Here is a 26,828-nt window from a genome sequence, read left to right as displayed (position 1 = left end):
CAGCGCTTTCGGGGCCGACGCGCGGCGCGACGGCCCCCACCTGCGCCTGCGCCGCGACAGACCGGAGCGACAGCGTCCGATCACCCGCTCTTCGCGCACCGCGACAGCTCAGTCACGCTACGCTCACGAGGATCCCCGACCGGAAACAGCCCCCCGCTCACGTCACAGCAGAACGGCTCAAGGCAACGCATGCCCCAGCACACCTCCGGGTCTGATCGCACGGCAGCGCCCCCGGCTGCCCGCGGCAGCGGCACCGTGCGGCCACCGGCGCCCTCGTCCGTCGACGAGCTGTGGCGGTCGTACAAGGCCACCGGCGACGAGCGGCTGCGCGAGCAGTTGATCCTCCACTACTCGCCCCTGGTGAAGTACGTCGCGGGACGCGTGAGCGTGGGCCTGCCGCCCAACGTCGAGCAGGCCGACTTCGTCTCCTCCGGAGTCTTCGGGCTCATCGACGCCATCGAGAAGTTCGACATCGAGCGGGCCATCAAGTTCGAGACGTACGCGATCACCCGGATCCGCGGCGCGATGATCGACGAACTCCGCGCACTGGACTGGATCCCGCGCTCCGTACGGCAGAAGGCGCGCGCCGTCGAGCGCGCCTACGCGACCCTCGAAGCCCAGCTCAGACGCACCCCCTCGGAGGCCGAGGTGGCCGCCGAGATGGGCATCGCCGTCGAGGAACTGCACGCCGTCTTCAGCCAGTTGTCGCTCGCCAACGTGGTGGCCCTCGAAGAACTGCTGCACGTCGGCGGCGAGAGCGGTGACCGGCTCAGCCTCATGGACACCCTGGAGGACACCTCCGCCGACGACCCCGTCGAAGTCGCCGAGGACCGCGAACTGCGCCGCCTCCTCGCCCGCGCCATCAACACGCTTCCCGAGCGCGAGAAGACCGTCGTCACGCTCTACTACTACGAAGGCCTCACCCTCGCCGAGATCGGCAACGTGCTCGGCGTGACCGAGAGCCGGGTGAGCCAGATCCACACCAAGTCGGTGCTCCAGCTGAGGGCCAAGCTGGCCGACGTCGGGCGTTGAGGGGCCCCGGTACATCGTCCCCGCCGATCTCTCCGGCCGCCCGGCCGTAAAGTGGAACAGTGCCCAGGATCCGAGCGGCCTCCGTGGCCGAGCACCGCACCATGCAGCGCGACGCCCTGCTGGACGCCGCACGCTCCCTGCTGTCCGAAGGCGGCACGGAAGCGCTGACCTTCCCCGCCCTGGCCGAACGCACCGGCCTCGCCCGCTCGTCCGTGTACGAGTACTTCCGCTCCCGCGCCGCGGTCGTCGAGGAACTCTGCGCCGTCGACTTCCCGCTCTGGGCCGCCGAGATCGAAGGCGCGATGCAGCGGGCCGAAACCCCCGAGGGCAAGGTCGAGGCGTACGTACGCCACCAGCTCGGCCTCGTCGGCGACCAGCGCCACCGGGCGGTCGTCGCCATCTCGGCCAGCGAACTCGACGCCGGCGCCCGCGAAAAGATCCGAGCCGCGCACGGCGGCCTCATCGCCATGATCGTCGAAGCCCTCGCCGACCTGAACCACGACCAGCCCCGCCTGGCCGCGCTCCTCCTCCAGGGCATCGTGGACGCAGCGGTCCGCCGCATCGAACAGGGCACGGCGGAACCCCCCTCCGCAATCGCGGACGCGGCGGTGGCCATGGCCCTGCGGGGCGTCAAGGGCTGAACCTCCTGGGGGCCTCCCCCGCCCCCTCCCCCCTCCCCCCGCCCCCTCCCAACGCCCCCTCCCAACGCCCCCCTCACCCCGGCTCGACCACCCCCACCACAGGCAGCAGCCGCGAGGGTGCCCGTCGGTGCAGGAGCAGCAGCGGGTTCAGATAGATGTCACCTCTCAGCAGCCCCCAGTGCAGGCAGCCGTCCGGGCAGTGGGACGGGGTGTCGGCGGCGGTGGCGACGATCTGGCCGGCGGTGACGTCCGCGCCTTCCTTCACCAGGGCTCGTACCGGCTCGTACGTCGTTCTCAAGGGTGGGGATGCCGTGCCCGGCAGGGTGATCGTCAGGACTCCCTGGCCCGCTACCTGGCCGGCGAAGGTGACCCGGCCCGCGGCGGCCGCGTGTACCGGGGTGCCCGGGGGCGCGGCCAGGTCGATGCCCCGGTGGCCGGGGCCGTAGGGCGTGGCCGGCGGGGCCCATGGGTGGATGACGGTCGGCGGGAGGACGGGCCAGGTGGCGGCGGCGGTCAGGGCCAGCAGGAGTGCTCGGTACATGGGGAACAGGGTCCCGGCGTGAGCCGATCCGTGGGGATCTTGGTCTTGGGCTGTGGAGTACTGAGGGGTTGTGGACAGCGCCGTCACCCGGCACTGTGCGGGTCCCGTACACTTCTTGTGGCGATCCGGGTGACCGGATCGACTTCGCACGCCCCGCCGGCGGTCTCACCACCATCGCCGGCCGCGCCTCTCGGTCCTTACCCGCGCAGGGTTCAGGGCACGGCGCACCGGGGCGTCAGGCGCGGCAGCCGACCGGCGGCCGCGGTAACCGAGTACCTCAAGGAGTACGGCCATGGCCGTCGTCACGATGCGGGAGCTGCTGGAGAGCGGCGTCCACTTCGGTCACCAGACCCGTCGTTGGAACCCGAAGATGAAGCGCTTCATCTTCACGGAGCGCAACGGCATCTACATCATCGACCTGCTCCAGTCGCTGTCGTACATCGACCGCGCCTACGAGTTCGTCAAGGAGACCGTCGCGCACGGCGGCTCCATCATGTTCGTCGGCACCAAGAAGCAGGCGCAGGAAGCGATCGCCGAGCAGGCGACGCGCGTGGGCATGCCCTACGTCAACCAGCGCTGGCTCGGCGGCATGCTGACCAACTTCTCCACCGTCTACAAGCGTCTGCAGCGCCTCAAGGAGCTTGAGCAGATCGACTTCGAGGACGTCGCGGCCTCGGGTCTCACCAAGAAGGAGCTCCTGGTCCTCTCGCGTGAGAAGGCCAAGCTGGAGAAGACCCTCGGTGGTATCCGCGAGATGTCGAAGGTTCCCAGCGCCGTCTGGATCGTCGACACCAAGAAGGAGCACATCGCCGTCGGTGAGGCGCGCAAGCTCCACATCCCGGTCGTCGCGATCCTCGACACGAACTGTGACCCCGACGAGGTCGACTACAAGATCCCGGGCAACGACGACGCGATCCGCTCCGTCACCCTGCTCACCCGCGTGATCGCCGACGCCGTCGCCGAGGGCCTCATCGCCCGTTCCGGCGCTGCGACCGGCGACTCGAAGCCGGGCGAGAAGGCGGCCGGCGAGCCGCTCGCCGAGTGGGAGCGCGACCTGCTCGAGGGTGAGAAGAAGGCCGACGACGCCGAGGCCCCCGCGGCCGAGGCTGCTCCGGCCGCCGAGGCCGAGAAGCCGGCCGAGGCTGCTGCCGAGACCGCTGAGGCCCCGGCCACCGAGGCTCCGGCCGCGGACGCCGAGCAGGCCTGACCCTTTACAGGGACCCACAGGTTCGGTAGTTGACGGCGGGGGCCACAAGCCCCCGCCGTCGACCCGTAGCCCCGCAGATCTTCGTAGATCTTTCTAGACTCCGAGAGAGAAACACAGACTCATGGCGAACTACACCGCCGCTGACGTCAAGAAGCTCCGTGAGCTCACCGGCGCCGGCATGATGGACTGCAAGAAGGCCCTGGACGAGGCCGACGGCAACGTCGACAAGGCCGTCGAGGCCCTGCGCATCAAGGGTCAGAAGGGCGTCGCCAAGCGCGAGGGCCGTTCTGCCGAGAACGGCGCCGTCGTCTCCGTCATCTCCGAGGACAAGACGTCCGGCGTCCTCGTCGAGCTGAAGTGCGAGACGGACTTCGTCGCCAAGGGTGACAAGTTCCAGGCCGTCGCCGCCAAGCTGGCCGAGCACGTCGCCGCCACCTCCCCGGCCGACATCGCCGCGCTGCTCGCCTCCGAGATCGAGGCCGGCAAGACCGTCCAGGCGTTCGTCGACGAGGCCAACGCCAACCTCGGCGAGAAGATCGTCCTGGACCGCTTCGCGCAGTTCACGGGCGGTTACGTGGCCGCGTACATGCACCGCACCATGCCTGACCTGCCGCCGCAGATCGGTGTCCTCGTCGAGCTCGACCAGGAGAACGCCGAGATCGCCAAGGGCGTCGCGCAGCACATCGCCGCTTTCGCGCCGAAGTACCTCACCCGTGAGGACGTTCCGGCCGAGGTCGTCGAGACCGAGCGTCGTGTCGCCGAGGAGACCACCCGCGCCGAGGGCAAGCCCGAGGCCGCGCTCCCGAAGATCGTCGAGGGTCGCGTCAACGGCTTCTTCAAGGACGCCACGCTGCTTGGCCAGCCGTACGCGCTGGACAACAAGAAGTCCGTCGAGCAGGTTCTGAAGGAGGCCGGTGTCACCCTGAAGCGCTTCTCGCGCATCAAGGTCGGCATCTGAGTCTGTTCAGCGTTCGACACTAGACCCCGCTAGGGTCTGAGGCAGTCGTCGGCCGCGCACGCGACGGACGACCGCAGATCTGACGAGGAGGCCATTGCCGCTAGGGACCACGAGTACCCACCGGCAATGGCCTTCTTCGTATGTGCACGAGGAGATCCCCATGAATCAGGGCGCGGACGCCGCCAAGGCCGATCACTCGGCCGACCACAAGCGCGATGACGGCAAGGTGGCCGGGCGCTTCATGCTGAAGCTTTCCGGTGAGGCGTTCGCCGGCGGTGGGGGGCTCGGTGTCGATCCCGACGTCGTGCACAACATCGCCCGCGAGATCGCCGCAGTCGTCCGGGACGGCGCACAGATCGCCGTCGTCATCGGCGGAGGCAACTTCTTCCGGGGCGCCGAGCTCCAGCAGCGCGGCATGGACCGGGCCCGCTCCGACTACATGGGCATGCTCGGTACGGTCATGAACTGCCTCGCCCTCCAGGACTTCCTGGAGAAGGAGGGCATCGACTCGCGCGTCCAGACCGCCATCACGATGGGCCAGGTCGCCGAGCCGTACATCCCGCTGCGGGCCGTACGCCACCTGGAGAAGGGCCGCGTCGTCATCTTCGGCGCCGGCATGGGCATGCCGTACTTCTCCACCGACACCACCGCCGCCCAGCGTGCCCTGGAGATCGACGCCGAGGCCATGCTGATGGGCAAGAACGGGGTGGACGGCGTCTACGACTCCGACCCCCGCGTCAACCCCGACGCGGTGAAGTTCGACGCGCTTGAGTACGGCGAGGTCATCACCCGGGACCTGAAGGTCGCCGACATGACCGCGATCACCCTGTGCCGCGACAACAACCTCCCGATCCTCGTCTTCGAGCTCCTGACGGCGGGCAACATCGCGCGCGCCGTCAAGGGTGAGAAGATCGGCACTCTCGTGAGCGACCAGGGCACCCGGGCCTGACCGGGGGATGGACAATCCCCTGCCGGTCGGACACCGTGCAGGGAAAGACGCTGGTTATCCAGGGCCCAAGGGATCAGGTCGCACTGAGAACTCCCGGCCCACCCAAGACATGCAGGAGCAAGTGGTGATCGAAGAAATCCTCCTCGAGGCCGAGGAGAAGATGGAGAAGGCCGTCGTGGTCGCCAAGGAGGACTTCGCCGCGATTCGCACCGGGCGTGCGCACCCGGCGATGTTCAACAAGATCGTGGCGGACTACTACGGTGCGCTGACGCCGATCAACCAGCTCGCCTCGTTCTCCGTCCCGGAGCCGCGCATGGCGGTCGTGACCCCGTTCGACAAGAGCGCGCTGCGCAACATCGAGCAGGCCATCCGCGACTCGGACCTCGGCGTCAACCCGAGCAACGACGGCAGCATCATCCGCGTGAACTTCCCGGAGCTGACCGAAGAGCGCCGCAAGGACTACATCAAGGTCGCGCGCACCAAGGCCGAGGACTCCAAGGTGTCGATCCGCGCCGTGCGCCGCAAGGCCAAGGACGCCCTCGACAAGCTCGTCAAGGACAAGGAGTCCGGCGAGGACGAGGTCCGCCGTGCGGAGAAGGAGCTCGACGACACCACCGCCAAGTACGTGGCGCAGGTCGACGAGCTGCTCAAGCACAAGGAAGCCGAGCTGCTCGAGGTCTGATGAACGACTCTTCCTGGGGGGCTCCGCCGAGACCCGAATACTGGGGAACCCCCGAGGGGCCTTCCCAGGGGGCGTTCCCGGCGGGGCCTGCATACGATGCGTATGACGCCCCGCCCGTGTCGAGGACGCAGCAGATGCCCGTCCTGCCCGATGCGGGCAGAGACGCCGAAGACCGCGTACACGACTTGGGGGCCGCTCTGCCGGGCGGCCCTGACTTCCGCGACGAGACGCCGCAGGAGCCCATGGCAAGCCCTCCGCCCGTGCCCCCCGTGCCCGCCCAGCCGGAGAAGAAGAAGGCGGGCCGCGACCTGCGGGCCGCGATAGGGGTCGGCGTGGGGCTCGGCGCGGTCATCCTCGCGTCGCTCTTCATCGTGAAGGCCGTCTTCGTGGGCGTCATCGCGGTCGCCGTGGTCGTCGGGCTGTGGGAGCTGACCAGCCGCCTCGAAGAACGCAAGCAGATCAAGGCGCCGCTGGTACCGCTCGCGGTCGGCGGCGCGGCGATGGTCGTCGCCGGCTACGTCAGCGGCGCCGAGGGGGCCTGGGTCGCGATGGCCCTCACCTCGCTCGCGGTCCTCGTGTGGCGGATGACCGAACCGCCCGAGGGCTATCTGCGGGACGTCACGGCGGGCGTCTTCGCGGCGTTCTACGTGCCGTTCCTCGCCACGTTCGTCGCGATGCTGCTCACCGCGGACGACGGACCCTGGCGGGTGCTCACCTTCCTGCTCCTGACCGTGGTCAGCGACACGGGTGCGTACGCGATCGGCTGGCGCTTCGGCAGGCACAAGCTGGCGCCGCGCATCAGCCCCGGAAAGACCCGCGAGGGCCTGTTCGGCGCGGTGTCGTTCGCGATGGTGGCGGGCGCGCTGTGCATGCAGTTCCTGATCGACGACGGCACGTGGTGGCAGGGCCTGCTGCTCGGCCTCGCGGTCGCGTGCAGCGCCACGCTCGGCGACCTCGGCGAGTCGATGATCAAGCGGGACCTCGGCATCAAGGACATGGGCACGCTGCTTCCGGGCCACGGCGGCATCATGGACCGGCTCGACTCCTTGCTGCCGACGGCTCCGGTGGTGTGGCTGCTGCTCGTGGTGTTCGTCGGAAACGGCTGACCTGCGTTTTTGTATCGCTTTGAACGGTGAGGGCTCGTCGTCCACAGGACGGCGAGCCCTTTTCCGTACGTCTGAGACACTTGAGGAACCATGCCCAAGCCCGGAGAACTCACTTTCGTCGCCCCCCGCGGAGCCAAGAAGCCGCCGCGGCACCTCGCCGACCTCTCGCCCGCCGAGCGCAAGGAAGCCGTCGCCGCGATCGGCGAGAAGCCGTTCCGCGCCAAGCAGCTCTCGCAGCACTACTTCGCGCGGTACGCCCACGACCCGGCGGAGTGGACGGACATTCCGCTCGCCGCGCGCGGCCGGCTCCAGGAGGAGCTCCTTCCCGACCTGATGTCGGTCGTCCGCCACATCTCCTGCGACGACGACACCACCCGCAAGACGCTGTGGAAGCTGCACGACGGGACGCTCGTCGAGTCCGTCCTGATGCGCTACCCGGACCGGGTGACGATGTGCATCTCCTCGCAGGCCGGCTGCGGCATGAACTGCCCGTTCTGCGCCACCGGCCAGGCGGGCCTCGACCGCAACCTGTCGACCGCCGAGATCGTGCACCAGATCGTCGACGGCATGCGGGCGCTGCGCGACGGCGAGGTCCCCGGGGGACCTGCCCGCCTGTCCAACATCGTCTTCATGGGCATGGGCGAGCCGCTCGCCAACTACAAGCGCGTCGTCGGCGCCGTCCGCCGGCTCACCGACCCCGAGCCGGACGGCCTGGGCCTGTCGCAGCGCGGCATCACCGTCTCCACCGTGGGCCTGGTGCCCGCCATGCACCGCTTCGCCGACGAGGGCTTCAAGTGCCGCCTCGCGGTGAGCCTGCACGCCCCCGACGACGAGCTGCGCGACACCCTCGTACCGGTCAACACCCGGTGGAAGGTCCGCGAGGTCCTCGACGCCGCGTGGGAGTACGCCGAGAAGTCCGGGCGCCGCATCTCCATCGAGTACGCCCTGATCCGCGACATCAACGACCAGGCGTGGCGCGGCGATCTGCTCGGCAGGCTCCTCAAGGGCAAGCGGGTGCACGTCAACCTCATTCCGCTGAACCCGACGCCGGGCTCCAAGTGGACGGCCTCGCGGCCCGAGGACGAGAAGGCGTTCGTCGAGGCCATCGCGGCTCACGGCGTGCCCGTGACCGTCCGCGACACCCGGGGCCAGGAGATCGACGGAGCCTGCGGGCAGCTCGCCGCCTCCGAGCGGTAGTCCGCAGAGGCCGGAGTCCGCAGGAGTCCGAGGGGCAGAACGGCCGGGGGCCTGTCAGGGGCCCCGTGTAACCTGGCTGGCAACATCTGCATATTCCGACAGGGGAGCGCCACAGCGCTGAGAGTGCGGTGCCCGCAAGGGACACGGACCGCAGACCCTCTGAACCTTGCCCCGGTCATTCGGGGTAGGAAGTTCGGCGATTACTCAAGCTGTTGCGCCCTGCCCGCACGACCTGCCGTCGTGCGGGCAGGGCCGCGTCTCTTCCTGGTCATCTCCAGGAGGAATGAAGAAATGCGCAGTACCAAGAGGCTCGCGGCCGGCGCGATCGCCGCCGCCCTCGGGGTCACCACGCTGGCGGCCTGCGGCGGCTCGGACGGCAAGAAGACGTCCGGCGAGGCAAGCGGATCCGGCAGCAAGACGGTGACGCTGGTCAGCCACGACTCGTTCAACGCCTCGGATCCGGTGCTCAAGGCGTTCACCGCGCAGACCGGCTACACCGTCAAGGTCCTCAAGAGCGGGGACGCCGGGGCCGCGCTCAACCAGGAGATCCTCACCAAGGGCTCCCCGCGCGGCGACGTGTTCTTCGGCGTCGACAACACGCTGCTCTCGCGCGCCCTCGACAACGGAATCTTCACGCCGTACGAGGCCAAGGGCCTGGACCGGATTCCCGCCGACGTCCAGCTCGACAAGGACAAGCACCGGGTCACGCCCGTCGACACCGGCGACATCTGCGTCAACTACGACAAGAAGTACTTCGCGGACAAGAAGCTCAGCCCCCCGCAGACCTTCGACGACCTGATCAAGCCCGAGTACAAGGACCTGCTCGTCACCGAGAACGTGGCGACGTCCTCGCCCGGGCTCGGCTTCATGCTCGGGTCCGTCGCCAAGTACGGCGACGACGGGTGGCAGGACTACTGGAAGAAGCTGAAGGCCAACGGGGTCAAGGTCGTCGACGGCTGGGAGCAGGCCTACAACACGGACTTCTCCGGCTCGGCCGGCGGCAAGAAGGCCAAGGGCGACCGGCCGCTCGTCGTCTCCTACGCCTCCAGCCCGCCCGCCGAGGTGATCTACGCCGACCCCAGGCCCACCGAGGCCCCCACCGGCGTGGCCACCGGCACCTGCTTCCGCCAGACCGAGTTCGCGGGCCTGCTCAAGGGCGCCAAGAACGAGGCCGGCGGCAAGGCGCTCCTGGACTTCCTGATCTCCAAGAAGTTCCAGGAGGACATGCCGCTCCAGATGTTCGTGGACCCGGTCGCCAAGGACGCCACCGTCCCGCCGGAGTTCACCAAGTTCGGCGCGAAGATCACGAACTCGGCGACCGTCGCCCCCGACAAGATCGCCAAGAACCGTGACCAGTGGGTCAAGACGTGGTCCTCGCTCGTCCTGAAGTAGGCCCGAAACTGCGGCGGAACGCGGTGCGGCTCGGCCTGATGGCCCTGCCCGTCGTGTTCTTCGCCGTGTTCTTCGCCTGGCCCGTGGCCGCCATCGTCGGCCGCGGGCTCAAGGCGGACGGCGCCTGGCAGCTCGGCCGGATCGGCGAGGTCCTGAGCGACCCCGACATCGGGCACGTCCTGTGGTTCACGACCTGGCAGGCGCTCGCCTCCACCGCGCTCACCCTGCTGATCGCGCTGCCCGGCGCGTACGTCTTCGCGCGCCTCGACTTCCCCGGCAAGCAACTCCTGCGGGCCGTCGTGACCGTGCCGTTCGTGCTGCCGACCGTCGTCGTGGGCACCGCGTTCCTCGCGCTGCTCGGCCGCGGCGGGCTGCTCGACCAGCTGTGGGGGGTGCGCCTGGACACCACCGTGTGGGCGATCCTGCTCGCCCACGTCTTCTTCAACTACGCGGTGGTCGTCCGCACCGTCGGCGGCCTGTGGTCGCAGCTCGACCCCCGCCAGGAAGAGGCCGCCCGCGTCCTCGGCGCCTCCCGGTTCGCTGCCTGGCGCAAGGTGACGCTGCCCGCGCTCGGCCCCGCGGTCGCCGCCGCGGCCCTCATGGTCTTCCTCTTCACCTTCACCTCGTTCGGCGTCGTGCAGATCCTCGGCGGCCCCACCTTCTCCACCCTCGAAGTGGAGATCTACCGCCAGACCGCCGAACTCCTCGACCTGCCGACCGCGGCCGTCCTGACGCTCGTGCAGTTCGTGGCGGTCGGCGCGATCCTCGCCGTGCACGCCCGGACGGTGCGCCGCCGCGAGACCGCGCTGAAACTCGTCGACCCCGCCCAGACCGCGCGACGCCCGCGCGGCGCCGGCCAGTGGACGCTGCTCGCCTCGGTCCTCGGAGTCGTGGCACTGCTGATCCTCCTCCCCGTCGGCGTACTGATCGAACGCTCCCTGGACACCCCCGACGGCTACGGCCTCGGCTACTACCGGGCGCTCCAGGCCGCCGGGGACAACGGCAGCTTCCTCGTGCCGCCCATCGAGGCGATCTGGAACTCGCTCCAGTACGCCCTCGCCGCCACCGCCATCGCGCTCCTCATCGGCGGGCTCGCGGCGGCCGCCCTGACCCGGCGCGGCAGCGGCCGTCTGATCCGGGGCTTCGACGCCCTCCTGATGCTGCCGCTCGGCGTCTCCGCCGTGACCGTCGGCTTCGGCTTCCTGATCACCCTCGACGAGCCGCCGCTCGACCTGAGGACCTCCTGGATCCTGGTGCCGCTCGCCCAGGCGCTGGTGGGCACCCCCTTCGTCGTACGGATCATGCTGCCGGTGCTGCGCGCGGTGGACGGGCGGCTGCGCGAGGCGGCGGCCGTGCTCGGGGCGTCCCCGCTGCGAGCCTGGCGCGAGGTGGATCTGCCGCTGGTGCGGCGGGCGCTGCTCGTCGCGGCGGGCTTCGCGTTCGCGGTGTCGCTCGGCGAGTTCGGGGCGACCGTGTTCATCGCCCGGCCCGACCACCCGACGCTGCCCGTCGCCGTGGCCCGCCTCCTCGGCCGGGCCGGCGACCTCAACTACGGCCAGGCGATGGCCCTCAGCACGATTCTGATGGTGGTGTGCGCGGTGTCGCTGCTCGTCCTGGAACGCATCCGGACCGACCGGAGCGGGGAGTTCTGATGCTGAAGCTCGACGGTGTGACCGTACGGTTCGGACAGCGGGCCGCGCTCGACGCGGTCGATCTGGAGGTCGCCGACCACGAGACGGTGTGCGTGCTCGGCCCCAGCGGCAGCGGCAAGTCGACGCTGCTGCGGGTCGTCGCGGGCCTTCAACCCCTCACCGGTGGGCGGGTGTTGTTGGGCGGCGCCGACCAGTCGGGAGTGCCCGTACACAAACGCGGTCTCGGCCTGATGTTCCAGGACCACCAGCTCTTCCCGCAGCGCGACGTCGCCGGGAACGTGGCGTTCGGGCTGCGCATGCGGGGGGCCTCGCGGGGCGAACAGGCGCGCAGGGTGGGCGAGTTGCTCGACCTGGTCGGGCTGCCGGGCGCGGGCGGGCGGGCCGTCGCGGCCCTGTCCGGCGGCGAACAGCAGCGCGTCGCGCTCGCGAGGGCGCTGGCACCTTCCCCCCGCCTCCTGATGCTGGACGAGCCGCTGGGCCAGCTGGACCGCACGCTGCGCGAGCGCCTGGTCGTCGAACTCCGTTCATTGTTCGGCCAGTTGGGCACCACCGTCCTGGCCGTCACGCACGACCAGGGCGAGGCGTTCGCGCTGGCCGACCGGGTCGTGGTGATGCGGGACGGCCGCATCGCGCAGACCGGCACGCCGCTGGGGGTCTGGCAGCACCCGGCCTCCGAATTCGTGGCCCGCTTCCTGGGCTTCGAGAACGTGGTCCCGGCGACGGTCTCGGGGGAAGCCGCGGACACGACCTGGGGAAAGGTCCCGGTCCCGGCCGGCTCGCCGCAGGGCCCGGCGCGGGTCCTGGTCCGCCCGGCGGGCGTCCGGCTCGTGGGGGAGCGGGAGGGGTTGCCCTGCGAGGTGGTGGGGCGGACGTTCCGGGGCAACCACGTGGCGCTCCGGCTGCGGCCCGGCGGGGGGCCGTTGCTGGAGGCGGAGTGCGGGTTGGAGGGGGCGCCGGAGGTGGGGGCGGCGGTTGGCGTTGCCTTTGGGGCGGGGGGAGTGGTGGTGCTGAGGGAGGGGTAGGGGGAACTTTCCCCACCCCGCCCCTTCCCGAGACCCTCCGGGGGATGTCGTTCGGGTGCGGCCCGGTGGTCGTTACCTGGGGCTCCGCCTCAGACCCCGTTCGCGCCTGAAGGGCGCTCGTCCTCAAACTCCCCCAAGGCCTTAAGGGCCAGGGGGGACCCCCATGACGGGCTGAAGATGCCGGTGCCGGCCAGCAATTGACGCTGTTAGGGGCGCGGGGCTGTGACACTGTGCGGCTCCGTCGCGTGGGCGCGACCAGCCACGCACGGCCCGCAGTCGAAAACCGTCCGCTCATCCCGCCGTTGGGGGCGCAGCCCCCAGTACCACCCGCCGGGCGGCCCCCGTCACCACCCTCGGCGAGTTTCGGGAAGGGGCGGGGTGGGGGATCAGGGTCTGGGGCGGAGCCCCAGCCGTAAGGGCGGAGGGCCCGCGCTCAGCCCGCCGGGGTCAGCTCCTTCGCCCGGGTCGGCTCGGCCGCCCCGTGGCCCTCCGGCGAGCCGAACCACGCCACCGCCACCGCCCCGGCCACCGCCAGGACGAAGCCCAGGACCGCCATCCACGCCAGGCCCGCCCGGGACGCGTCCCCCAGCCACAGCACCCCGATCGCGCCCGGCAGCACCGTCTCGCCCACCACGAGCGCCGCCGTCGCGCCGTTCACCGAGCCGATCTGCAGGGCCACCGTGTGCAGGTACATGCCGCCGATGCCGGCCACCAGGATCGCGTACAGCGCAGGGTCGGTGAGCAGGGCGCCGGCGTCGAAGGGGTCGATGCCGTTCAGGACGCGGACGCCGACGCCGAGCGCGCCGAAGCCCAGACCGGACAGGAGGCCCGCCAGGATCGCGGCGCGGGCGCCCATGAGGCGTACCACCACCGTGCCTCCGGCCATCAGCACCAGCGCAACCGCCAGGAGCCACCAGTGCGTTGACATCGCCGTGTGGCCGCTGCCCTCGTGGCCCGCCGCCGTCGCGAGCAGGACCAGCGCCGAGCAGACCACGCCGATCGACGTCCACTCCGCGCGGCTCAATCGGATGCCGAGGAGCTTCACGCTGAGGACCGCCGTGATGACCAGGTTCGCGCTGATCACCGTCTGGGACAGGAAGAGGGGGAGCAGGCGGGCCGCCAGCGCGCCGAGGCCGAACCCGACGAAGTCGAGGATGGTCCCGACTATGAACTCCCAGGTCGTGGCCGCCTTCGCGGTGGAGGAGAGGCTGGGCCCGCCGTGCTGGGTCCGGTCGCTCGCGGCCGCGTCGCGGCGGGCGGACTTGCGGGACCCGACGGCTTGCAGGACCGAACCCGTGCCGTAGCAGACCGAGGCGGCGATGGCGGTCAGCAGACCGAGCAGCACAAGTGACTCCGTTCCTGGCGGGGGCAACCCGTTCGCCCCACTCCGCTTTACCAGACGTTTACCGCCCCTTGGGAGTTGCCTGAGTGGGGCGACCTCTTGCCCGCTCGCCGTTCCCTTGCGCCGTCCGGCCCTCCCCGCTACATTTAACGTACTAGTTAATTAACGAGGTGGTTAAGTAGCATGGCGGACGCGACCGACCGGCTCAGCGTCGTCTTCGCCGCCCTGGCCGACCCCACGCGCCGCGCGATCCTCGCCCGGCTCGCCGAGGGGGAGGCCACGGTCGGTGAGCTCGCCGAGCCGTTCGAGATGAGCCTCCCGGCCGTCTCCCGGCACCTGAAGGTGCTGGAAAAGGCCGGACTGATCACCCGCGGCCGCTCGGCCCAGTGGCGGCCCTGCCGGCTTGAGGCGGCGCCCCTCGCGGACGCCACCGACTGGCTGGAGCGGTACCGGCGGTTCTGGGAAGGCAGCTTCGACGCTCTCGCGGAACACTTGCGAGGGCTCCAGAAAGGAAAGAACAACGATGAGTGAGAACGTGAACGACGGCATCGAGATCACCCGCGTCTTCGACGCACCCCGCGACCTGGTCTTCCGGGCCTGGACCACCCCCGAGCACTTCGCCGCCTGGTACGGCGGCGCGGCCGAGGTCCCGCTCGACCGGATCTCTCTGGACGTGCGCCCCGGCGGCGCCTGGAGCCTCGTCATGCTCGTCCCCGGCCACGGCGAGATGCCGTTCGGCGGCGTCTACAAGGAGGTCGTCGAGCCGGAGCGGCTCGTCTTCACGCTCAAGGACGCGTCCGCGCCCGCCGACATCGAGGGCGAGATCGTCACCGTCACCTTCGCCGACCACGGCGACAAGACCGAAATGGTCTTCACCCAGCGCGGCGGCAACCTCACGGCCGTGCAGTACGAGCAGGCCAAGGGCGGCTGGGCGCACTTCTTCGACACCCTCGCCGGCCACCTCGCCCAGCGCTAGCGCGACATGCGGGCCAGCGCCCCGGGCGCCTCGGACACCGAGTCGACCAGGGCGATCCGGCCCGCCATCGGCCGGTCCTCGGCCAGCGCTTCGAGCAGCGGCCAGGCGGGCAGGCGCTCGGTCCAGTGCGCGCGGTCGACCAGGACCATCGGCGTCGGGGTGCCCCGCGACTCGTAGTAGTTCGGCGTCGCGTTGTCGAAGATCTCCTGTACGGTGCCGGCCGCGCCCGGCAGGAAGACGACCCCCGCGTTCGAGCGGGCGAGCAGGCCGTCCTCGCGGGTGGCGTTGGCGAAGTACTTGGCGATCGCGCCCGCGAAGGCGTTCGGCGGCTCGTGCCCGTAGAACCAGGTCGGGATGCCCACGGAGGTGCCGCCGCGCGGCCACTTCGTACGCACCTCGAAGGCGGCGCGTGCCCACGCCGACACGGAGGGCCTGAACGAGGGCTCCTCGGCGAGGAGTTCGAGGGCCGAGCCAAGCATCGCGTCGTCGAAGGGCGCCGCGTACGCACCCAGGTTCGCGGCCTCCATCGCACCCGGGCCGCCGCCCGTCGCCACGGTGAACCCGGCGCGGGCCAGCGTCCGCCCGAGCACCGCAGCGCCCTCGTACTCGGCCGTGCCGCGGCCCATCGCGTGGCCGCCCATCACGCCCACCACCCTCGCCCCGACGAGCAGTTCGTCCAGGGCGTCCGAGATCGCCTCGTCGTGGATGGAACGCAGCATCGAGGAGAAGATGTCGCCGTCCGCCTTGGTCCGCCGGAACCAGGCGTACGAGAGCGCGTCCGGGGTCCGCTCGTAGCCCGCGGCGAGCCCCTCGAAGAGCTCGGCGGGGGAGTAGAGCGTGCCCCGGTACGGGTCGAAGGGCAGGTGCGGGACGGGCGGGAAGACCAGCGCGCCGTCGGCCCTGACCTTCGCGGCGGCGTCCGGCTCCATGGCGCAGCCGAGGAACACGGCGCCGGCCGTGTCGGTGCGCAGCAGTACGGGCGTACGGGCCGTCAGGTCCACCGACTGCACCCTGAATCCGGCCAGCGTCGCGTGCGCCGCCGCCGCGTCGAACTCGGCCAGCGATTCGATCTCGGTGTCGCTGCCCGCGGGAAACTTCGCATCTTCGTCCGGCACGGCGACCATGCTAGGCGCTGCGCGGATTGCGCGGATCCGGCCTTCGACTGCGGACCGTGCGTGGTTGCTCGCGCAGTTCCCCGCGCCCCTGACAGCACCGGGTACAGGCATACCCAGCCCGTCAGGCGTTTGAGGACGAGCGCCCTTCAGGCGCGAACGGGGTCTGGGGCGGAGCCCCAGGGAACGACCACCGGGCCGCAGCCCCAGCGACACCGCCCCCCTACCGCAACGGCAGTGCCGCCAGTGCCGCGATCGTCACCGTCAGCGGGGTGAAGACGAGCAGCAGGGCCAGGGCTCGCAGGGACGCGGCGGTTCGGAGCAGGGCCGCCGGGGTGCCCAGGGCCACCAGGGCCTGGGTCGTGTCGGCGCGGGCGTGGCGGGATTCCAGGGCCGCGGTCAGCAGCGTGGCGAGCGGGCAGCTGATCACCAGGGCCGCGCCGAGCCCGGTCAGCGGGCCGAAGGGGTGCGGCCCGGCCCGGTCGCCGTACAGCGTGGCCGCCGCGATCCCTCCGGAGGCCACCGCACACACCACCCCCAGCGGGCGCCCGATGCGGCGGGCCTCCGCCATCAGGATCCGGCCCGCGAGCAGGCGGGCCGCGCCCGGGCGGACCAGCTGCAGCAGCCGCCCGCTGAAGTGGGCCACCGCAGGACCCGCGAGGGCCAGGCCGACCGCGGTCAGCGCCCAGCCGCCGAGCACCCCGGCCGGGCTGGCCCCCGGGTGGCCCGGCATCGGGAAGGAGGAACCCCGGTCGCCCCGGCTCACGTACGTCTGGACCGCGAGGCCCGCCGCGACGAGCGCGAAGCCCCACGGCAGGCCGCTCGGCGTCGGCGCGGGCTCCTCGGGGTGCACCGGGTCGCACACGTCGCCGGGGCGCAGGGTGCGCGGGCGCAGGGCGAGTCCGGCTGCCACCGACGCCGTGACCGGCAGGGCGGCGAGCAGGGTCAGGGCGCCCGCCAGCGGCATCGGCTGGTCGGCGGCGAGCAGCCCGGCGGCCTCCCCGTCGAAGGGGAGCCCGGTGATGTCACCGCGCAGGTGGAGATAGACCAGGAGCGCGACCGCCGAGCCCAGCGTGCACGACACCGCCGTGGACACGGCCGCGACCGCGGCGAGCCGGGCCGGGCCCAGACCCACCGCGGAGAGCCCTTCGCGGGGCCGGGTGCTCGGGTCGGTGCGGGCCACGGCGACCGCGAACTGCGCCGTGGCGGCCAGCGGAACCACGCACCACAGCAGCCGCAGCCCCGACGCGCCGGGATGGCCGACCGCGTAACCGAGCGTGCACAGCAGGAGGAACCCGACCCCGGCGGACGCGGCGGACACCAGCAGGCGGCGCAGCAGGACCAGGGGACGGGAACCGCGGGCTAGACGGAGAGCGAGCACGCCGAGATACCCTCCGCATCCGAAGTGCCGGTGTTTCCACGGGAGTTGACGCGGCAGCCGTCGATGAGGACCACCGTGCGGTCGGCGAGCGCCGCGACATCGGTGTCGTGGGTGGCCATGACCGTGGTGATCCGGTGCGAGCGGGCCGCGGTGAGCAGGGTCCGCAACACCTGCGCGCGGTCGGCGCGGTGCAGGGTCGCGGTCGGCTCGTCGGCGAACAGTACGGCGGGCCCGGTGACCAGGGCGCGGGCGAGCGCCACGCGCTGACGCTGCGCCTGGAGCAGGGCGTGCGGGCGCTTCTTGGCGCACATGTCGATGTCGAGCCGCTCCAGCCACTCCAGGGCGGCCTTCTTCGCGGCGCGGTGCCCGATGCCGCGCAACAACAGGGGCAGGGCCGCGTTCTCCCACGCGTTCAGCTCGGGGACCAGGGCGGGCTCGGGGTCGATCCAGCCGAACCGGTCGCGCCGCAGCCGCTCACGGGCGACGGCGCCCAGGGTGTGCACGGGCCCGCTGTTGAACCACACCTCGCCCTCGTCCGGCACGAGGGACCCGGACAGGCAGCGCAGCAGGGTCGTCTTGCCGCTGCCGCGCGGGCCGCCGACGGCGAGGATCTCACCCTCGCGGACCCCGACGCTGACGCCGGTCAGGGCGGGCGAGCCGCTGTGGGAATGGTGCAGGGAACGCGCCCACAACACGTCGCTGTCCGGCGGAGCCACCATGGTGCATACCTCGGTTCAGATCAGAATTCCTGCTCCCCGTACGGGGGAACGAAGGCAGGGCCGATCGGTCACTGGGCACGCTAGGGAGTGGGGCGTGGCTGTCCGGACAGCACGCGGCCCGGTCCCGCCCATCTCACTCGATGGGCGCAACCGGGCCGGTGCGGACGGCGTACTGGCCTAGAGCTTCGTCCAGGCCTCCGTCAGGACCTCGCGCAGGACGCCCTCGATCTCGTCGAAGGTGCCCTGGTCGGAGATCAGCGGCGGGGCGAGCTGGACGACCGGGTCGCCGCGGTCGTCTGCCCGGCAGTACAGGCCGTTGTCGTAGAGCGCCTTCGACAGGAAGCCGTACAGGACGCGCTCGGTCTCCTCGTCGTTGAAGGTCTCCTTGGTGGCCTTGTCCTTCACGAGCTCGATGCCGTAGAAGAAGCCGTTGCCGCGGACGTCGCCGACGATCGGCAGGTCGTGCAACTTCTTGAGGGTGTCGAAGAAGGCGCCCTCGTTGTCGAGCACGTGCTGGTTGAGACCCTCCTTCTCGAAGATGTCGAGGTTGGCGAGGCCCACCGCGGCCGAGACCGGGTGGCCGCCGAAGGTGTAGCCGTGCAGGAAGGTGTTGTCGCCCTTGTAGAACGGCTCGGCGAGCCTGTCGGAGATGATGCAGGCGCCGATCGGGGAGTAGCCCGAGGTCATGCCCTTGGCGCAGGTGATCATGTCCGGCACGTAGTCGAACTTGTCGCAGGCGAACATCGTGCCCAGGCGGCCGAAGGCGCAGATGACCTCGTCGGAGACGAGCAGCACGTCGTACTTGTCGCAGATCTCGCGCACGCGCTGGAAGTAGCCGGGCGGCGGCGGGAAGCAGCCGCCCGCGTTCTGCACCGGCTCCAGGAAGACGGCGGCGACGGTCTCGGGGCCCTCGAAGAGGATCTCCTGCTCGATCTGGTCGGCGGCCCAGCGGCCGAAGGCCACCGGGTCGTCGCCGTGGATCGGGGCGCGGTAGATGTTGGTGTTGGGCACCTTGTGCGCGCCGGGGACCAGCGGCTCGAAGGGCGCCTTGAGGGCGGGCAGACCGGTGATGGACAGGGCGCCCTGCGGGGTGCCGTGGTAGGCGACCGCACGCGAGATGACCTTGTACTTCGTGTGGTTGCCGGTGAGCTTGTGGTACTGCTTCGCCAGCTTCCACGCGGTCTCGACGGCCTCGCCGCCACCGGTGGTGAAGAAGACCTTGTTGAGGTCGCCCGGCGCGTAGTTCGCGAGGCGCTCGGCGAGCTCGACGGCCTTGGGGTGGGCGTAGGACCAGACCGGGAAGAAGGCCAGTTCCTGCGCCTGCTTGTAGGCGGTCTCGGCGAGCTCGTGACGGCCGTGGCCGGCGTTGACGACGAACAGGCCCGACAGGCCGTCCAGGTACTTCTTGCCCTTGTCGTCGTAGATGTAGGTGCCCTCGCCACGGACGATGGTGGGAACGGGCGCGTTCTCGTACGACGACATGCGGGTGAAGTGCATCCACAGGTGGTCGTAGGCGGTCTGGCTGAGGTCCTTGCTCACGGCTATCGGGTTCCCCACATATAGGTCTGCTTCTTCAGCTTGAGATAGACGAAGCTCTCGGTGGAACGCACGCCGGGGAGCGCGCGGATCCTCTTGTTGATCACTTCGAGAAGGTGGTCGTCGTCCTCGCAGACGACCTCCACCATCAGGTCGAAGGAGCCCGCGGTCATCACCACGTACTCGCACTCGGCCATGGCCGTCAGTGCCTCCGCCACGGGGTCGAGGTCGCCCTCGACGCGGATGCCGACCATCGCCTGGCGCCGGAATCCCACGGTGAGCGGGTCCGTGACGGCGACGATCTGCATCACGCCCTGGTCCAGGAGCTTCTGGACGCGCTGGCGCACGGCCGCCTCGGACAGGCCGACGGCCTTTCCGATCGCTGCGTACGGGCGGCGCCCGTCCTCCTGGAGCTGCTCGATGATCGCCAGGGAGACGGCATCGATCGACGGGGACTGTCCGTTCCCGATCCTGGGTTCTGTGCTTCGGCTGGCCACGGAGCCACTGTGCACCCGACTCGTCCGTCCCGCAACCCCAAAGCGATGAAATTCGTTGTTCCGTGACCTCTAGAGAACTGAATCCGAAGTTCAAGGGCGTTGGGTCTGTCGAAAGCGTCGCCTCACCGGCTAGGGTGGGCTGTCTCACCCATCGGACATCGGACCGGGAGGCCAGCGAAGTGACCACCGAACTGCGTCGTTTGCGCAACTACATCGACGGAGAGTTCCGCGATGCTGCCGACGGGCGGACCATCGAGGTGGTCAACCCGGCCACGGGCGAGGCGTACGCGACCTCGCCGCTCTCCGGCCAGGAGGACGTGGACGCGGCCATGGCGGCCGCCGCCGCCGCGTTCCCGGCCTGGCGCGACAGCACGCCCGCCGAGCGCCAGCGCGTCCTGCTCAAGATCGCCGACGCCTTCGAGGAGCGCGCCGAGGAGCTGATCGCCGCCGAGTCGGAGAACACCGGCAAGCCGATCGAGCTCACCCGCACCGAAGAAGTGCCGCCGATGGTGGACCAGATCCGCTTCTTCGCGGGCGCGGCCCGGCTGCTCGAAGGCCGCAGCGCCGGCGAGTACATGGAGGGGATGACCTCGATCGTCCGCCGCGAGCCGGTCGGCGTCTGCGCGCAGGTCGCGCCGTGGAACTACCCGATGATGATGGCCGTGTGGAAGTTCGCCCCGGCGCTCGCCGCGGGCAACACCGTCGTCCTCAAGCCGTCGGACACCACCCCCGCCTCGACCGTCCTCATCGCCGAGATCATCGGCGCGATCGTCCCCAAGGGCGTCTTCAATGTCATCTGCGGCGACCGCGACACCGGCCGCGCGATGGTGGAGCACAGGACCCCGGCGATGGCCTCCATCACCGGTTCCGTACGGGCCGGCATGCAGGTCGCCGAGTCCGCCGCCAAGGACGTCAAGCGCGTCCACCTGGAGCTCGGCGGCAAGGCCCCGGTCGTCGTCTTCGAGGACGCCGATATCGCCAAGGCCGTCGAGGACATCGCGGTCGCCGGCTACTTCAACGCGGGCCAGGACTGCACGGCCGCGACCCGCGTCCTCGTGCACGAGTCGATCCACGACGACTTCGTGACCGCGCTCGCCAAGGCCGCCTCCGACACCAAGACCGGGCAGCCGGACGACGCGGACGTCCTGTACGGCCCGCTCAACAACGCCAACCAGCTCAAGCAGGTCTCCGGCTTCATCGACCGCCTCCCCGCGCACGCCAAGGTCGAGGCGGGCGGCCACCGGGTCGGCGAGCAGGGCTATTTCTACGCCCCGACCGTCGTCTCGGGCCTCAAGCAGGACGACGAGATCATCCAGAACGAGGTGTTCGGGCCGGTCATCACCGTCCAGTCCTTCACCGACGAGGCCCAGGCCCTGGAGTACGCGAACGGCGTCGAGTACGCGCTCGCCTCCTCGGTGTGGACCAAGGACCACGCCCGCGCCATGCGGATGTCCAAGAACCTCGACTTCGGCTGCGTGTGGATCAACACCCACATCCCGCTGGTCGCCGAGATGCCGCACGGCGGCTTCAAGAAGTCCGGCTACGGCAAGGACCTCTCGGCGTACGGCTTCGAGGACTACACCCGCATCAAGCACGTGATGACGTCCATCGAAGGCTGAACCACGGCCTGAACGCGAGGAAGGGGCGGGGGAGTTGATCCCCCGCCCCTTTTTCGCTGCCCCGCGCCCCCGACAGGGTGTCTGGCCTGGAGCGTACGGCTGTACGCAGCGTCCATTGAACCCGGTGCCCCGCGCGGGCATCCTGCCGGAATGCGACCGACCGCGTTCCCCGCCACCAGCCCCTTCTCCCGCCGCGGCCTGCTGCGCGCCCTCGGCGGCGGTGCCGCCCTTGCCGGGCTGGCCGGCTGCGGGGTCCCCGCGGCGTACGTCGAACCGGGCGACCGGGCCGGGCGCGACCGCTCGGCGGCCGACAAGTCCCTCACCTTCGCCAACTGGCCGCTCTACATAGACGTCGACGACAACGACGCCTCCAGGCGCCCCACCCTGGACGCGTTCACCAAGAGCACCGGGATCTCCGTCACGTACACCGAGGAGATCAACGACAACGACGAGTTCTTCGGGAAGATCAGCCCGGCGCTGATGAACCACCAGGAGACCGGCCGGGACCTGATGGTGATCAGCGACTGGATGGCGGCCCGGTTCGTGCGGCTCGGCTGGGTGCAGGAGATGGACCGCGCCAAGCAGCCCAACGTCACCCGCTACCTCGACCCCCAGCTGCGCACCCCCGCCTTCGACGACGGGCGCCTGCACAGCGTCCCGTGGCAGTCCGGGATCACCGGCATCGCGTACAACAAGAAGAAGCTCGGGCGCGAGCTCAAGCACGTCAGCGACCTGTGGGACCCGCGGCTCGCGGGCAAGGTGACGCTGTTCTCCGGACTCGACGAGTCGTTCGCGCTCCTGATGCAGGGCGACGGCGTCGACATCACCAAGTGGAGCGCGGCCGACTTCCACCGGATGTGCGACCAGGTCGAGAAGCTGGTCGCGAAGAAGCAGATCCGCCGCTTCACCGGCAACGACTACACCAGCGACCTCAACAAGGGCGACGTGCTGGCCTGTCAGGCCTACAGCGGCGACGTGTTCCAGCTGAAGGCGGACAACCCCGACATCGAGTTCGTGGTGCCGGAGGAGGGCGCGGAACTCTGGGCGGAATCGATGATGATCCCCAACCTGGCCCGCCACAAGGCGAACGCGGAGGCGCTGGTCGACTACTACTACGACCCCCAGGTCGCCGCCGAGCTGGCCGCCTCGGTCAACTACGTCTGCCCGGTCCCGGCCGCCCGCGAGGTCCTCGCCTCCTCCAAGGACAAGGACGAGGCCGAACTCGCCGAGGACCCGCTGATCTTCCCGGACGACGCGATGCGCAAGCGGCTCGCGATCGCGCGGGACATCACGTCGGAGGAACGGGTGGAGTTCGCCAAGCGGTGGAACGCGATTGTGGGGTTGTAGCGGGCCGGCCTGCGTTTTGAACGCGTTCAACAGGGGCGTACGCTTGCGATCATGAGCGAGCGAAACGCCCTGTTGCGGCGTACCCGCGTGTGGTTGGTCGTGTTCATCGTCTGTCTCGTGCTGAGCGGACTGACCGCCTTCCCCCTGGTCCACGAACTGCACTGGACGCAGTCCCTGTTGCGGAACACACCGCTCGGTGACTGGCTGCCGGGGCTCAGCGCCTGGATCGACCGGGTGCGGGACGGGCTTGATTCGGCGGATGCCGAGTACCCGTTCCTGCTGTACGGGACGGACTGGCTGGCCTTCGCCCACCTCGTCATCGCCGTCGCCTTCTACGGGGTGCTGCGCGACCCCGTTCGCAACATCTGGGTCGTCGAGTTCGGGATGATCGCCTGTGCGGGGATCGTCCCGCTCGCCCTGATCTGCGGGACCGTCAGGGGAATCCCCTTCTGGTGGTCGGTGATCGACATGTCCTTCGGGGTGTTCGGGGTGATCCCGCTCCACGTGGTGCGGCGCAAGATCAAGGTGCTGGAGGCGATGGGGGAGCGGGTGCCCGTCCCCGCATGAGGGGGGCGGGTGGTCAGGCCGGGTCCGGCGCGCCGAAGGTGGCGATCATGAGGCGCAGGGCAGTGGGATTCATGTCCGAGCCCTTCGCGTCCGTGGAGTTGACGCTGTAGACCAGGGTGCGCGTGAGCGTCCCGGTGGGCGACATCGTCGCCGCGATCACCGAGTTGTAGCCCCAGCGGCCGCCCGTCTTGCCCCACACGTCGTGGCCGCCGAGCCGCATCGTCGACAGGCCCACGCTGTACGCGGCCGGTTTGCCCGTCCTCATGTCGCGCACCGACGGGCCGGGCAGCGTGAACATCTCCTTCAGCTGCGCGCCGCGCACCACCCGGCCGGTGAACAGGGCCCGAGTGAAGCGCTCCAGGTCGGCCGTGGTGGAGATCAGATCGCCCGCCGCGAAGGTGTCCCCGGCGCCCCACACCGTCACGTCCCGCAGCTCGGTCGAGCCGCCCGGCTCGGTGAACACCTGGTAGCCGTGGTTGTGCGGGCCGCGGATGGTGGGGTCGGCGAGGCCGGGGGCGTAGGTGTCGTTCAGGTGCAGGGGCCGCAGGATGCGGGTGGAGAGTTGGTGGGCGTACGAGTCGCCGGTGACCCGCTCGATCAGGAGGCCGGCCACGGTGTAGCCGATGTTGTCGTAGTGCTGCATGGTGCCGGGCGCGAAGTCCCGCTTCTGCGCGGTCGCCGCACGCACCACGTCGGCCGGGGCGCGGCTCTCGAAGCGGTGCGCGTAGAGGTAGTCCAGGGAGTCGTCGGGCGAGCCGACGGACGGGATGCCGCTCGTGTGGTTGAGGAGCTGACGCACTGTCACATCGCGGTACCCCGCCGGGATCAGGTCGGGCAGGTAGGCGCGCGCCGGCCGGTTCAGGTCGACCCGGCCCTCGCTCGCGAGTTGCAGCACCATGGCCGCGGTGAAGACCTTGGTGACCGACCCCACCCGGAACCGCGCGTTCGGGTCCGCCGGGGCGTTGCCCGCCAGATCGTGCGCCCCGGCGCTGCCGTGCCAGCCGCCCTCGGTGCCGCCGACTCTCACCAGCGCGGCGGTCGCGTCCGCGCCGGGCTTCCCGGCGCCCGCGATGGCCGCACGCAGGGCGGCGGTGTCGAGGGCGTCGGCGGTGTGCTGGGCGGCGGTCCGGCTCGCGGCGGGCGCCGGGGCGGCGGCGAGGGCCGGGCCCACCGAGAGCCCGAGGACGAGGGTGGTGGCTATGAGCGTGGTGCGCGTACGGGTGCGGGCGTTCATGGCGGGGTCTCCGTGATCGGATGGGGTTGCTGTGCTGAGGGGTTCCATCCTGCTGATCACGGGGCTCGCGCGGATCGCCGTGACGGGGGGTTCTGCCCGCCGTGACTCCTCGCCTGTGCGGGGGAGCTGGGCCGTGCCGCCTCCCTCCGGGGAGGGAGTTTCCCCTCGCGAGGGACGGCATCTCGGGAGGCCTGCCCCTCAGGCGAGGGCGCCCTTCACGCGGAGGAACCCGCCGAGATCAGCCCCGTCTCGTACGCGCAGATCACCGCCTGGACGCGGTCGCGCAGGCCCAGCTTCGCCAGCACGTTGCCCACGTGCGTCTTCACCGTGTGCTCGGACACCGTCAGTTCGGCCGCGATCTCGGCGTTGGACAGGCCCCGGCCGAGCAGCAGCAGCGTTTCGCGTTCGCGGGCGGTCAGTGCGTCGAGGCGGCCGGAGGGGGCCGGCGCGGCGGGCCTCGACGTGTACTCGGCGATCAATCGCCGCGCCACCGACGGCGCGAGCAGCGCGTCCCCCGCCGCCACCACCCGTACCGCGTGCACCAGATCGTCTCGCCGGACGTCCTTGAGGAGGAAGCCGCTCGCCCCGGCGTGCAGCGCCTCGTACACGTACTCGTCCGAGTCGAAGGTGGTCAGCATCACGATGCGGCAGGCGCTCGCCGCGCTGATCGCCCGGCACGCCTCGATGCCGTCCAGGTGCGGCATCCGGATGTCGAGCAGCGCCACATCGGGCGCCAACCGGCGTACGGCGTCGACGGCTTGGGCGCCGTCCCCCACCTCGGCGACCACCTCGATGTCCGGCTGCACGTCCAGGATCAGGGCGAAACCGCTGCGCACCAGCTCCTGGTCGTCGGCCACCACCACGCGGATCGTCATCTCCCCACCTCCGGACAGGAGGCTATCGAGGACGTGGCGGTCAGCGGGATGACGGCCCTGACCTCGAAGCCCCGGCCGTCCGGGCCCGGGCCCGCCGATGCGGTGCCGCCGTGCGCCGCCGCGCGTTCGCGGATGCCGATCAGGCCGTGGCCGGTGCCGGGGCCCGGCGCGGTGCCGGCTGCGGGTGCGGTGCCGAGGCCGCCTCCGTCGTCCCGGACCGTGATCGTCAACTCCCTTGCAGAATACGCCAGTTGTACGGACACGGTCGTCGCCGCCGCGTGCTTCACCGCGTTCGTCAGGGCCTCCTGCACGATCCGGTACACGGTCGTCCCGGTGGCCTGGGGGAGCGGGCGGGCCGCGCCCTTCGTCTCGTACGCGATCGAGGGGCCGCCGTCCAGGGAGACCCGCTCGACCAGCGCGGGCAGCGCCGCCGTGCCCGGCTGCGGTTCACGCGGGGCGTCCGGGGCGGTCTCCTCCCGCAGCACCCCCAGCATCCGGCGCAGCTGCACCATCGCGTCCCGGCCCGTCTCGGAGATCGCCTCGAACGCCGCCTCCGCCCGCGCGGGCGCCGCCCGCACCGCGACCGGGCCCGCCTCGGCCTGCACGATCATGATGCTGACGGCGTGCGAGAGGATGTCGTGCATCTCCCGCGCGATCCGGGCCCGTTCGCGCGCCGTGGCCTGCTCGGCCTCGATCCGGTTGGCCCGCTCCAGCTGCGCCGCGCGGTCCTCGACGGCCGCGGTGTAGGCCCCCCGGGTGTGGGTCAGCCGCCCGAGCGCGTACGCGGCACCGAAGACGAAGAAGGAGAACAGCAACTCCTTGGCGTCCTCGGTGTTGAGCGCCACCGAGGGCGCGATCAGGACCGCGACCAACGCGGCGACGGAGACCCGCCTGCGCACCGGGGACAGCGCGGCCACCGAATAGAGAGCGACGAGCCCCGGGTAGGGCAGCGGCTGACCGGGCCCGTCCAGAGTCAGCTTGTACGCCGCTCCGGCCGCCAGGACCGCGAGCGTCACCGCGACCGGGGCGCGCCGCCGCCACACCAGCGGCAGCACGGCCAGCGAGGTCAGGGCGTAGTCCGCCCAGGTGGCCGGGCGCAGCCCGTCGGGCCGCTCCACGACGAACGGGATCGACATCGCTACCTGCACCAGCAGGGCGAGCCCGATGTCGACGGCCCACCCGTTCGCCGCCCGCAGCCGTGCCGTCAGGCGTTGCGCACCCACCCTGTGTCCCCCTTTGTCCCC

The 26,828-nt window shown here is 70.7% G+C and carries 26 protein-coding genes and 1 riboswitch; of the genes, 16 read left to right on the top strand and 10 right to left on the bottom strand.

All coding sequences use genetic code 11. The annotated features are described in order from the left end of the window. Positions 1 to 189 precede the first annotated feature (189 nt). The gene (whiG, locus tag OHA17_RS11500; protein WP_053727942.1) at positions 190 to 1,032 is read left to right on the top strand and encodes an RNA polymerase sigma factor WhiG; all 843 of its coding nucleotides are present in this window, start codon (positions 190 to 192) and stop codon (positions 1,030 to 1,032) included. An 83-nt stretch (positions 1,033 to 1,115) separates the two neighbouring features. Further along, positions 1,116 to 1,673 carry a TetR/AcrR family transcriptional regulator gene (locus OHA17_RS11495; protein ID WP_406510688.1) on the top strand — a complete coding sequence of 186 codons (558 nt, stop codon included), beginning with the start codon at positions 1,116 to 1,118 and terminating at the stop codon, positions 1,671 to 1,673. A 73-nt stretch (positions 1,674 to 1,746) separates the two neighbouring features. Here the strand turns inward: OHA17_RS11495 and OHA17_RS11490 are convergent, their stop codons facing one another. Next, positions 1,747 to 2,214, bottom strand: a complete 468-nt coding sequence (locus OHA17_RS11490) for a M23 family metallopeptidase (protein ID WP_406506371.1) — start codon at positions 2,212 to 2,214, stop codon at positions 1,747 to 1,749. 292 nt (positions 2,215 to 2,506) lie between these two features. On the opposite strand from OHA17_RS11490, the gene rpsB reads away from it, so the two are divergent. The 9 genes from rpsB (at position 2,507) to OHA17_RS11445 (ending at position 12,379) form a co-directional block, all read left to right on the top strand. Beyond that, positions 2,507 to 3,421: a 30S ribosomal protein S2 gene (gene rpsB, locus OHA17_RS11485; protein ID WP_406506369.1), complete on the top strand. Its 915-nt coding sequence runs from the start codon at positions 2,507 to 2,509 to the stop codon at positions 3,419 to 3,421. 121 nt (positions 3,422 to 3,542) lie between these two features. Continuing rightward, positions 3,543 to 4,379, top strand: coding sequence for a translation elongation factor Ts (gene tsf / locus OHA17_RS11480; RefSeq protein ID WP_406506367.1), 837 nt, complete (start codon positions 3,543 to 3,545; stop codon positions 4,377 to 4,379). Positions 4,380 to 4,539: 160 nt separating this feature from the next. Continuing rightward, positions 4,540 to 5,328 (top strand): UMP kinase, encoded by a 789-nt coding sequence (pyrH, locus tag OHA17_RS11475; protein WP_053729269.1) that lies wholly within the window; start codon positions 4,540 to 4,542, stop codon positions 5,326 to 5,328. 124 nt (positions 5,329 to 5,452) lie between these two features. Then, complete coding sequence (gene frr, locus OHA17_RS11470; RefSeq protein WP_053729268.1) at positions 5,453 to 6,010, top strand: ribosome recycling factor; 558 nt, start codon at positions 5,453 to 5,455, stop codon at positions 6,008 to 6,010. Continuing rightward, positions 6,010 to 7,116: a phosphatidate cytidylyltransferase gene (locus OHA17_RS11465; protein WP_398878285.1), complete on the top strand. Its 1,107-nt coding sequence runs from the start codon at positions 6,010 to 6,012 to the stop codon at positions 7,114 to 7,116. Before frr ends, OHA17_RS11465 begins: the two co-directional genes overlap by 1 nt. Before the next feature lie 90 nt (positions 7,117 to 7,206). Further along, on the top strand, positions 7,207 to 8,313 hold the full coding sequence (gene rlmN, locus OHA17_RS11460) for a 23S rRNA (adenine(2503)-C(2))-methyltransferase RlmN (RefSeq protein ID WP_406506364.1): 1,107 nt from the start codon (positions 7,207 to 7,209) through the stop codon (positions 8,311 to 8,313). Positions 8,314 to 8,403: 90 nt separating this feature from the next. Then, positions 8,404 to 8,522, top strand: a riboswitch (TPP riboswitch). A gap of 82 nt (positions 8,523 to 8,604) precedes the next feature. Continuing rightward, the gene (locus tag OHA17_RS11455) at positions 8,605 to 9,705 is read left to right on the top strand and encodes a thiamine ABC transporter substrate binding subunit (protein ID WP_406506362.1); all 1,101 of its coding nucleotides are present in this window, start codon (positions 8,605 to 8,607) and stop codon (positions 9,703 to 9,705) included. A gap of 38 nt (positions 9,706 to 9,743) precedes the next feature. Then, complete coding sequence (locus OHA17_RS11450; RefSeq protein ID WP_406510687.1) at positions 9,744 to 11,357, top strand: ABC transporter permease; 1,614 nt, start codon at positions 9,744 to 9,746, stop codon at positions 11,355 to 11,357. After that, positions 11,357 to 12,379 (top strand): ABC transporter ATP-binding protein, encoded by a 1,023-nt coding sequence (locus OHA17_RS11445; RefSeq protein ID WP_406506360.1) that lies wholly within the window; start codon positions 11,357 to 11,359, stop codon positions 12,377 to 12,379. Before OHA17_RS11450 ends, OHA17_RS11445 begins: the two co-directional genes overlap by 1 nt. 433 nt (positions 12,380 to 12,812) lie before the next feature. On the opposite strand, the gene OHA17_RS11440 is transcribed toward OHA17_RS11445, so the two are convergent. Further along, a complete protein-coding gene (locus OHA17_RS11440; RefSeq protein WP_406506358.1) occupies positions 12,813 to 13,724 on the bottom strand; it encodes a hypothetical protein in 912 nt (303 codons plus the stop codon). A gap of 180 nt (positions 13,725 to 13,904) precedes the next feature. On the opposite strand from OHA17_RS11440, the gene OHA17_RS11435 reads away from it, so the two are divergent. Beyond that, the gene (locus OHA17_RS11435) at positions 13,905 to 14,252 is read left to right on the top strand and encodes an ArsR/SmtB family transcription factor (protein ID WP_398878276.1); all 348 of its coding nucleotides are present in this window, start codon (positions 13,905 to 13,907) and stop codon (positions 14,250 to 14,252) included. Further along, positions 14,245 to 14,697, top strand: coding sequence for an SRPBCC domain-containing protein (locus OHA17_RS11430; protein WP_406506356.1), 453 nt, complete (start codon positions 14,245 to 14,247; stop codon positions 14,695 to 14,697). The genes OHA17_RS11435 and OHA17_RS11430 overlap by 8 nt, the downstream gene beginning before the upstream one ends. Here the strand turns inward: OHA17_RS11430 and OHA17_RS11425 are convergent. The 5 genes from OHA17_RS11425 to OHA17_RS11405 form a co-directional block, all read right to left on the bottom strand. Continuing rightward, a complete protein-coding gene (locus tag OHA17_RS11425; RefSeq protein ID WP_406506354.1) occupies positions 14,694 to 15,821 on the bottom strand; it encodes an LOG family protein in 1,128 nt (375 codons plus the stop codon). The two genes, OHA17_RS11430 and OHA17_RS11425, sit on opposite strands and share 4 nt — an antisense overlap. Positions 15,822 to 16,032: 211 nt before the next feature. Next, complete coding sequence (locus OHA17_RS11420) at positions 16,033 to 17,190, bottom strand: hypothetical protein (RefSeq protein ID WP_406506352.1); 1,158 nt, start codon at positions 17,188 to 17,190, stop codon at positions 16,033 to 16,035. After that, a complete protein-coding gene (locus OHA17_RS11415) occupies positions 17,172 to 17,909 on the bottom strand; it encodes an ABC transporter ATP-binding protein (protein WP_053729258.1) in 738 nt (245 codons plus the stop codon). Before OHA17_RS11415 ends, OHA17_RS11420 begins: the two co-directional genes overlap by 19 nt. Positions 17,910 to 18,086: 177 nt before the next feature. Further along, positions 18,087 to 19,466, bottom strand: a complete 1,380-nt coding sequence (locus tag OHA17_RS11410) for an aspartate aminotransferase family protein (RefSeq protein WP_053729257.1) — start codon at positions 19,464 to 19,466, stop codon at positions 18,087 to 18,089. Then, complete coding sequence (locus OHA17_RS11405) at positions 19,451 to 19,942, bottom strand: Lrp/AsnC family transcriptional regulator (RefSeq protein ID WP_199827074.1); 492 nt, start codon at positions 19,940 to 19,942, stop codon at positions 19,451 to 19,453. The genes OHA17_RS11410 and OHA17_RS11405 overlap by 16 nt, the downstream gene beginning before the upstream one ends. A gap of 179 nt (positions 19,943 to 20,121) precedes the next feature. Here OHA17_RS11405 and OHA17_RS11400 point away from each other — a divergent pair, with 179 nt between their 5' ends. The 3 genes from OHA17_RS11400 (at position 20,122) to OHA17_RS11390 (ending at position 23,475) form a co-directional block, all read left to right on the top strand. Then, entirely contained in the window at positions 20,122 to 21,561 is a 1,440-nt protein-coding gene (locus OHA17_RS11400) for a gamma-aminobutyraldehyde dehydrogenase (RefSeq protein ID WP_406506349.1), read from the top strand. A 150-nt stretch (positions 21,562 to 21,711) separates the two neighbouring features. Further along, positions 21,712 to 22,908 carry a spermidine/putrescine ABC transporter substrate-binding protein gene (locus OHA17_RS11395; RefSeq protein ID WP_406506347.1) on the top strand — a complete coding sequence of 399 codons (1,197 nt, stop codon included), beginning with the start codon at positions 21,712 to 21,714 and terminating at the stop codon, positions 22,906 to 22,908. A gap of 51 nt (positions 22,909 to 22,959) precedes the next feature. Then, a complete protein-coding gene (locus OHA17_RS11390) occupies positions 22,960 to 23,475 on the top strand; it encodes a hypothetical protein (protein WP_406506345.1) in 516 nt (171 codons plus the stop codon). Between the two features lie 13 nt (positions 23,476 to 23,488). On the opposite strand, the gene OHA17_RS11385 is transcribed toward OHA17_RS11390, so the two are convergent. The 3 genes from OHA17_RS11385 to OHA17_RS11375 all read right to left on the bottom strand — a co-directional run bounded on the left by OHA17_RS11385 (position 23,489) and on the right by OHA17_RS11375 (position 26,720). Beyond that, positions 23,489 to 24,709 carry a serine hydrolase domain-containing protein gene (locus OHA17_RS11385; protein ID WP_406506343.1) on the bottom strand — a complete coding sequence of 407 codons (1,221 nt, stop codon included), beginning with the start codon at positions 24,707 to 24,709 and terminating at the stop codon, positions 23,489 to 23,491. A gap of 215 nt (positions 24,710 to 24,924) precedes the next feature. Then, a complete protein-coding gene (locus OHA17_RS11380; RefSeq protein ID WP_406506341.1) occupies positions 24,925 to 25,584 on the bottom strand; it encodes a response regulator in 660 nt (219 codons plus the stop codon). Further along, the gene (locus OHA17_RS11375; RefSeq protein WP_406510685.1) at positions 25,581 to 26,720 is read right to left on the bottom strand and encodes a sensor histidine kinase; all 1,140 of its coding nucleotides are present in this window, start codon (positions 26,718 to 26,720) and stop codon (positions 25,581 to 25,583) included. Before OHA17_RS11375 ends, OHA17_RS11380 begins: the two co-directional genes overlap by 4 nt. Positions 26,721 to 26,828 lie beyond the last annotated feature (108 nt).

Source organism: Streptomyces sp. NBC_00212, from assembly GCF_045206365.1.
Lineage (GTDB): Bacteria > Actinomycetota > Actinomycetes > Streptomycetales > Streptomycetaceae > Streptomyces.
Note: the sequence above shows the minus strand (reverse complement) of the source record. Positions and strands in the feature narration are given on the sequence as shown.

What these genes read in the sequence shown, in the direction of transcription:
- OHA17_RS11450 (WP_406510687.1), top strand. Translation starts at nt 9,744, where the DNA reads ATGGCCCTGCCCGTCGTGTTCTTCGCCGTGTTCTTCGCCTGGCCCGTG.
- pyrH (WP_053729269.1), top strand. Translation starts at nt 4,540, where the DNA reads ATGAATCAGGGCGCGGACGCCGCCAAGGCCGATCACTCGGCCGACCAC.
- OHA17_RS11415 (WP_053729258.1), bottom strand. Translation starts at nt 17,909, where the DNA reads ATGGTGGCTCCGCCGGACAGCGACGTGTTGTGGGCGCGTTCCCTGCAC.
- whiG (WP_053727942.1), top strand. Translation starts at nt 190, where the DNA reads ATGCCCCAGCACACCTCCGGGTCTGATCGCACGGCAGCGCCCCCGGCT.
- OHA17_RS11445 (WP_406506360.1), top strand. Translation starts at nt 11,357, where the DNA reads ATGCTGAAGCTCGACGGTGTGACCGTACGGTTCGGACAGCGGGCCGCG.
- OHA17_RS11395 (WP_406506347.1), top strand. Translation starts at nt 21,712, where the DNA reads ATGCGACCGACCGCGTTCCCCGCCACCAGCCCCTTCTCCCGCCGCGGC.
- OHA17_RS11425 (WP_406506354.1), bottom strand. Translation starts at nt 15,821, where the DNA reads ATGGTCGCCGTGCCGGACGAAGATGCGAAGTTTCCCGCGGGCAGCGAC.
- OHA17_RS11465 (WP_398878285.1), top strand. Translation starts at nt 6,010, where the DNA reads ATGAACGACTCTTCCTGGGGGGCTCCGCCGAGACCCGAATACTGGGGA.
- OHA17_RS11390 (WP_406506345.1), top strand. Translation starts at nt 22,960, where the DNA reads ATGAGCGAGCGAAACGCCCTGTTGCGGCGTACCCGCGTGTGGTTGGTC.
- tsf (WP_406506367.1), top strand. Translation starts at nt 3,543, where the DNA reads ATGGCGAACTACACCGCCGCTGACGTCAAGAAGCTCCGTGAGCTCACC.
- OHA17_RS11430 (WP_406506356.1), top strand. Translation starts at nt 14,245, where the DNA reads ATGAGTGAGAACGTGAACGACGGCATCGAGATCACCCGCGTCTTCGAC.
- OHA17_RS11385 (WP_406506343.1), bottom strand. Translation starts at nt 24,709, where the DNA reads ATGAACGCCCGCACCCGTACGCGCACCACGCTCATAGCCACCACCCTC.
- OHA17_RS11455 (WP_406506362.1), top strand. Translation starts at nt 8,605, where the DNA reads ATGCGCAGTACCAAGAGGCTCGCGGCCGGCGCGATCGCCGCCGCCCTC.
- OHA17_RS11435 (WP_398878276.1), top strand. Translation starts at nt 13,905, where the DNA reads ATGGCGGACGCGACCGACCGGCTCAGCGTCGTCTTCGCCGCCCTGGCC.
- OHA17_RS11490 (WP_406506371.1), bottom strand. Translation starts at nt 2,214, where the DNA reads ATGTACCGAGCACTCCTGCTGGCCCTGACCGCCGCCGCCACCTGGCCC.
- rlmN (WP_406506364.1), top strand. Translation starts at nt 7,207, where the DNA reads ATGCCCAAGCCCGGAGAACTCACTTTCGTCGCCCCCCGCGGAGCCAAG.
- OHA17_RS11375 (WP_406510685.1), bottom strand. Translation starts at nt 26,720, where the DNA reads ATGTCGATCCCGTTCGTCGTGGAGCGGCCCGACGGGCTGCGCCCGGCC.
- rpsB (WP_406506369.1), top strand. Translation starts at nt 2,507, where the DNA reads ATGGCCGTCGTCACGATGCGGGAGCTGCTGGAGAGCGGCGTCCACTTC.
- OHA17_RS11380 (WP_406506341.1), bottom strand. Translation starts at nt 25,584, where the DNA reads ATGACGATCCGCGTGGTGGTGGCCGACGACCAGGAGCTGGTGCGCAGC.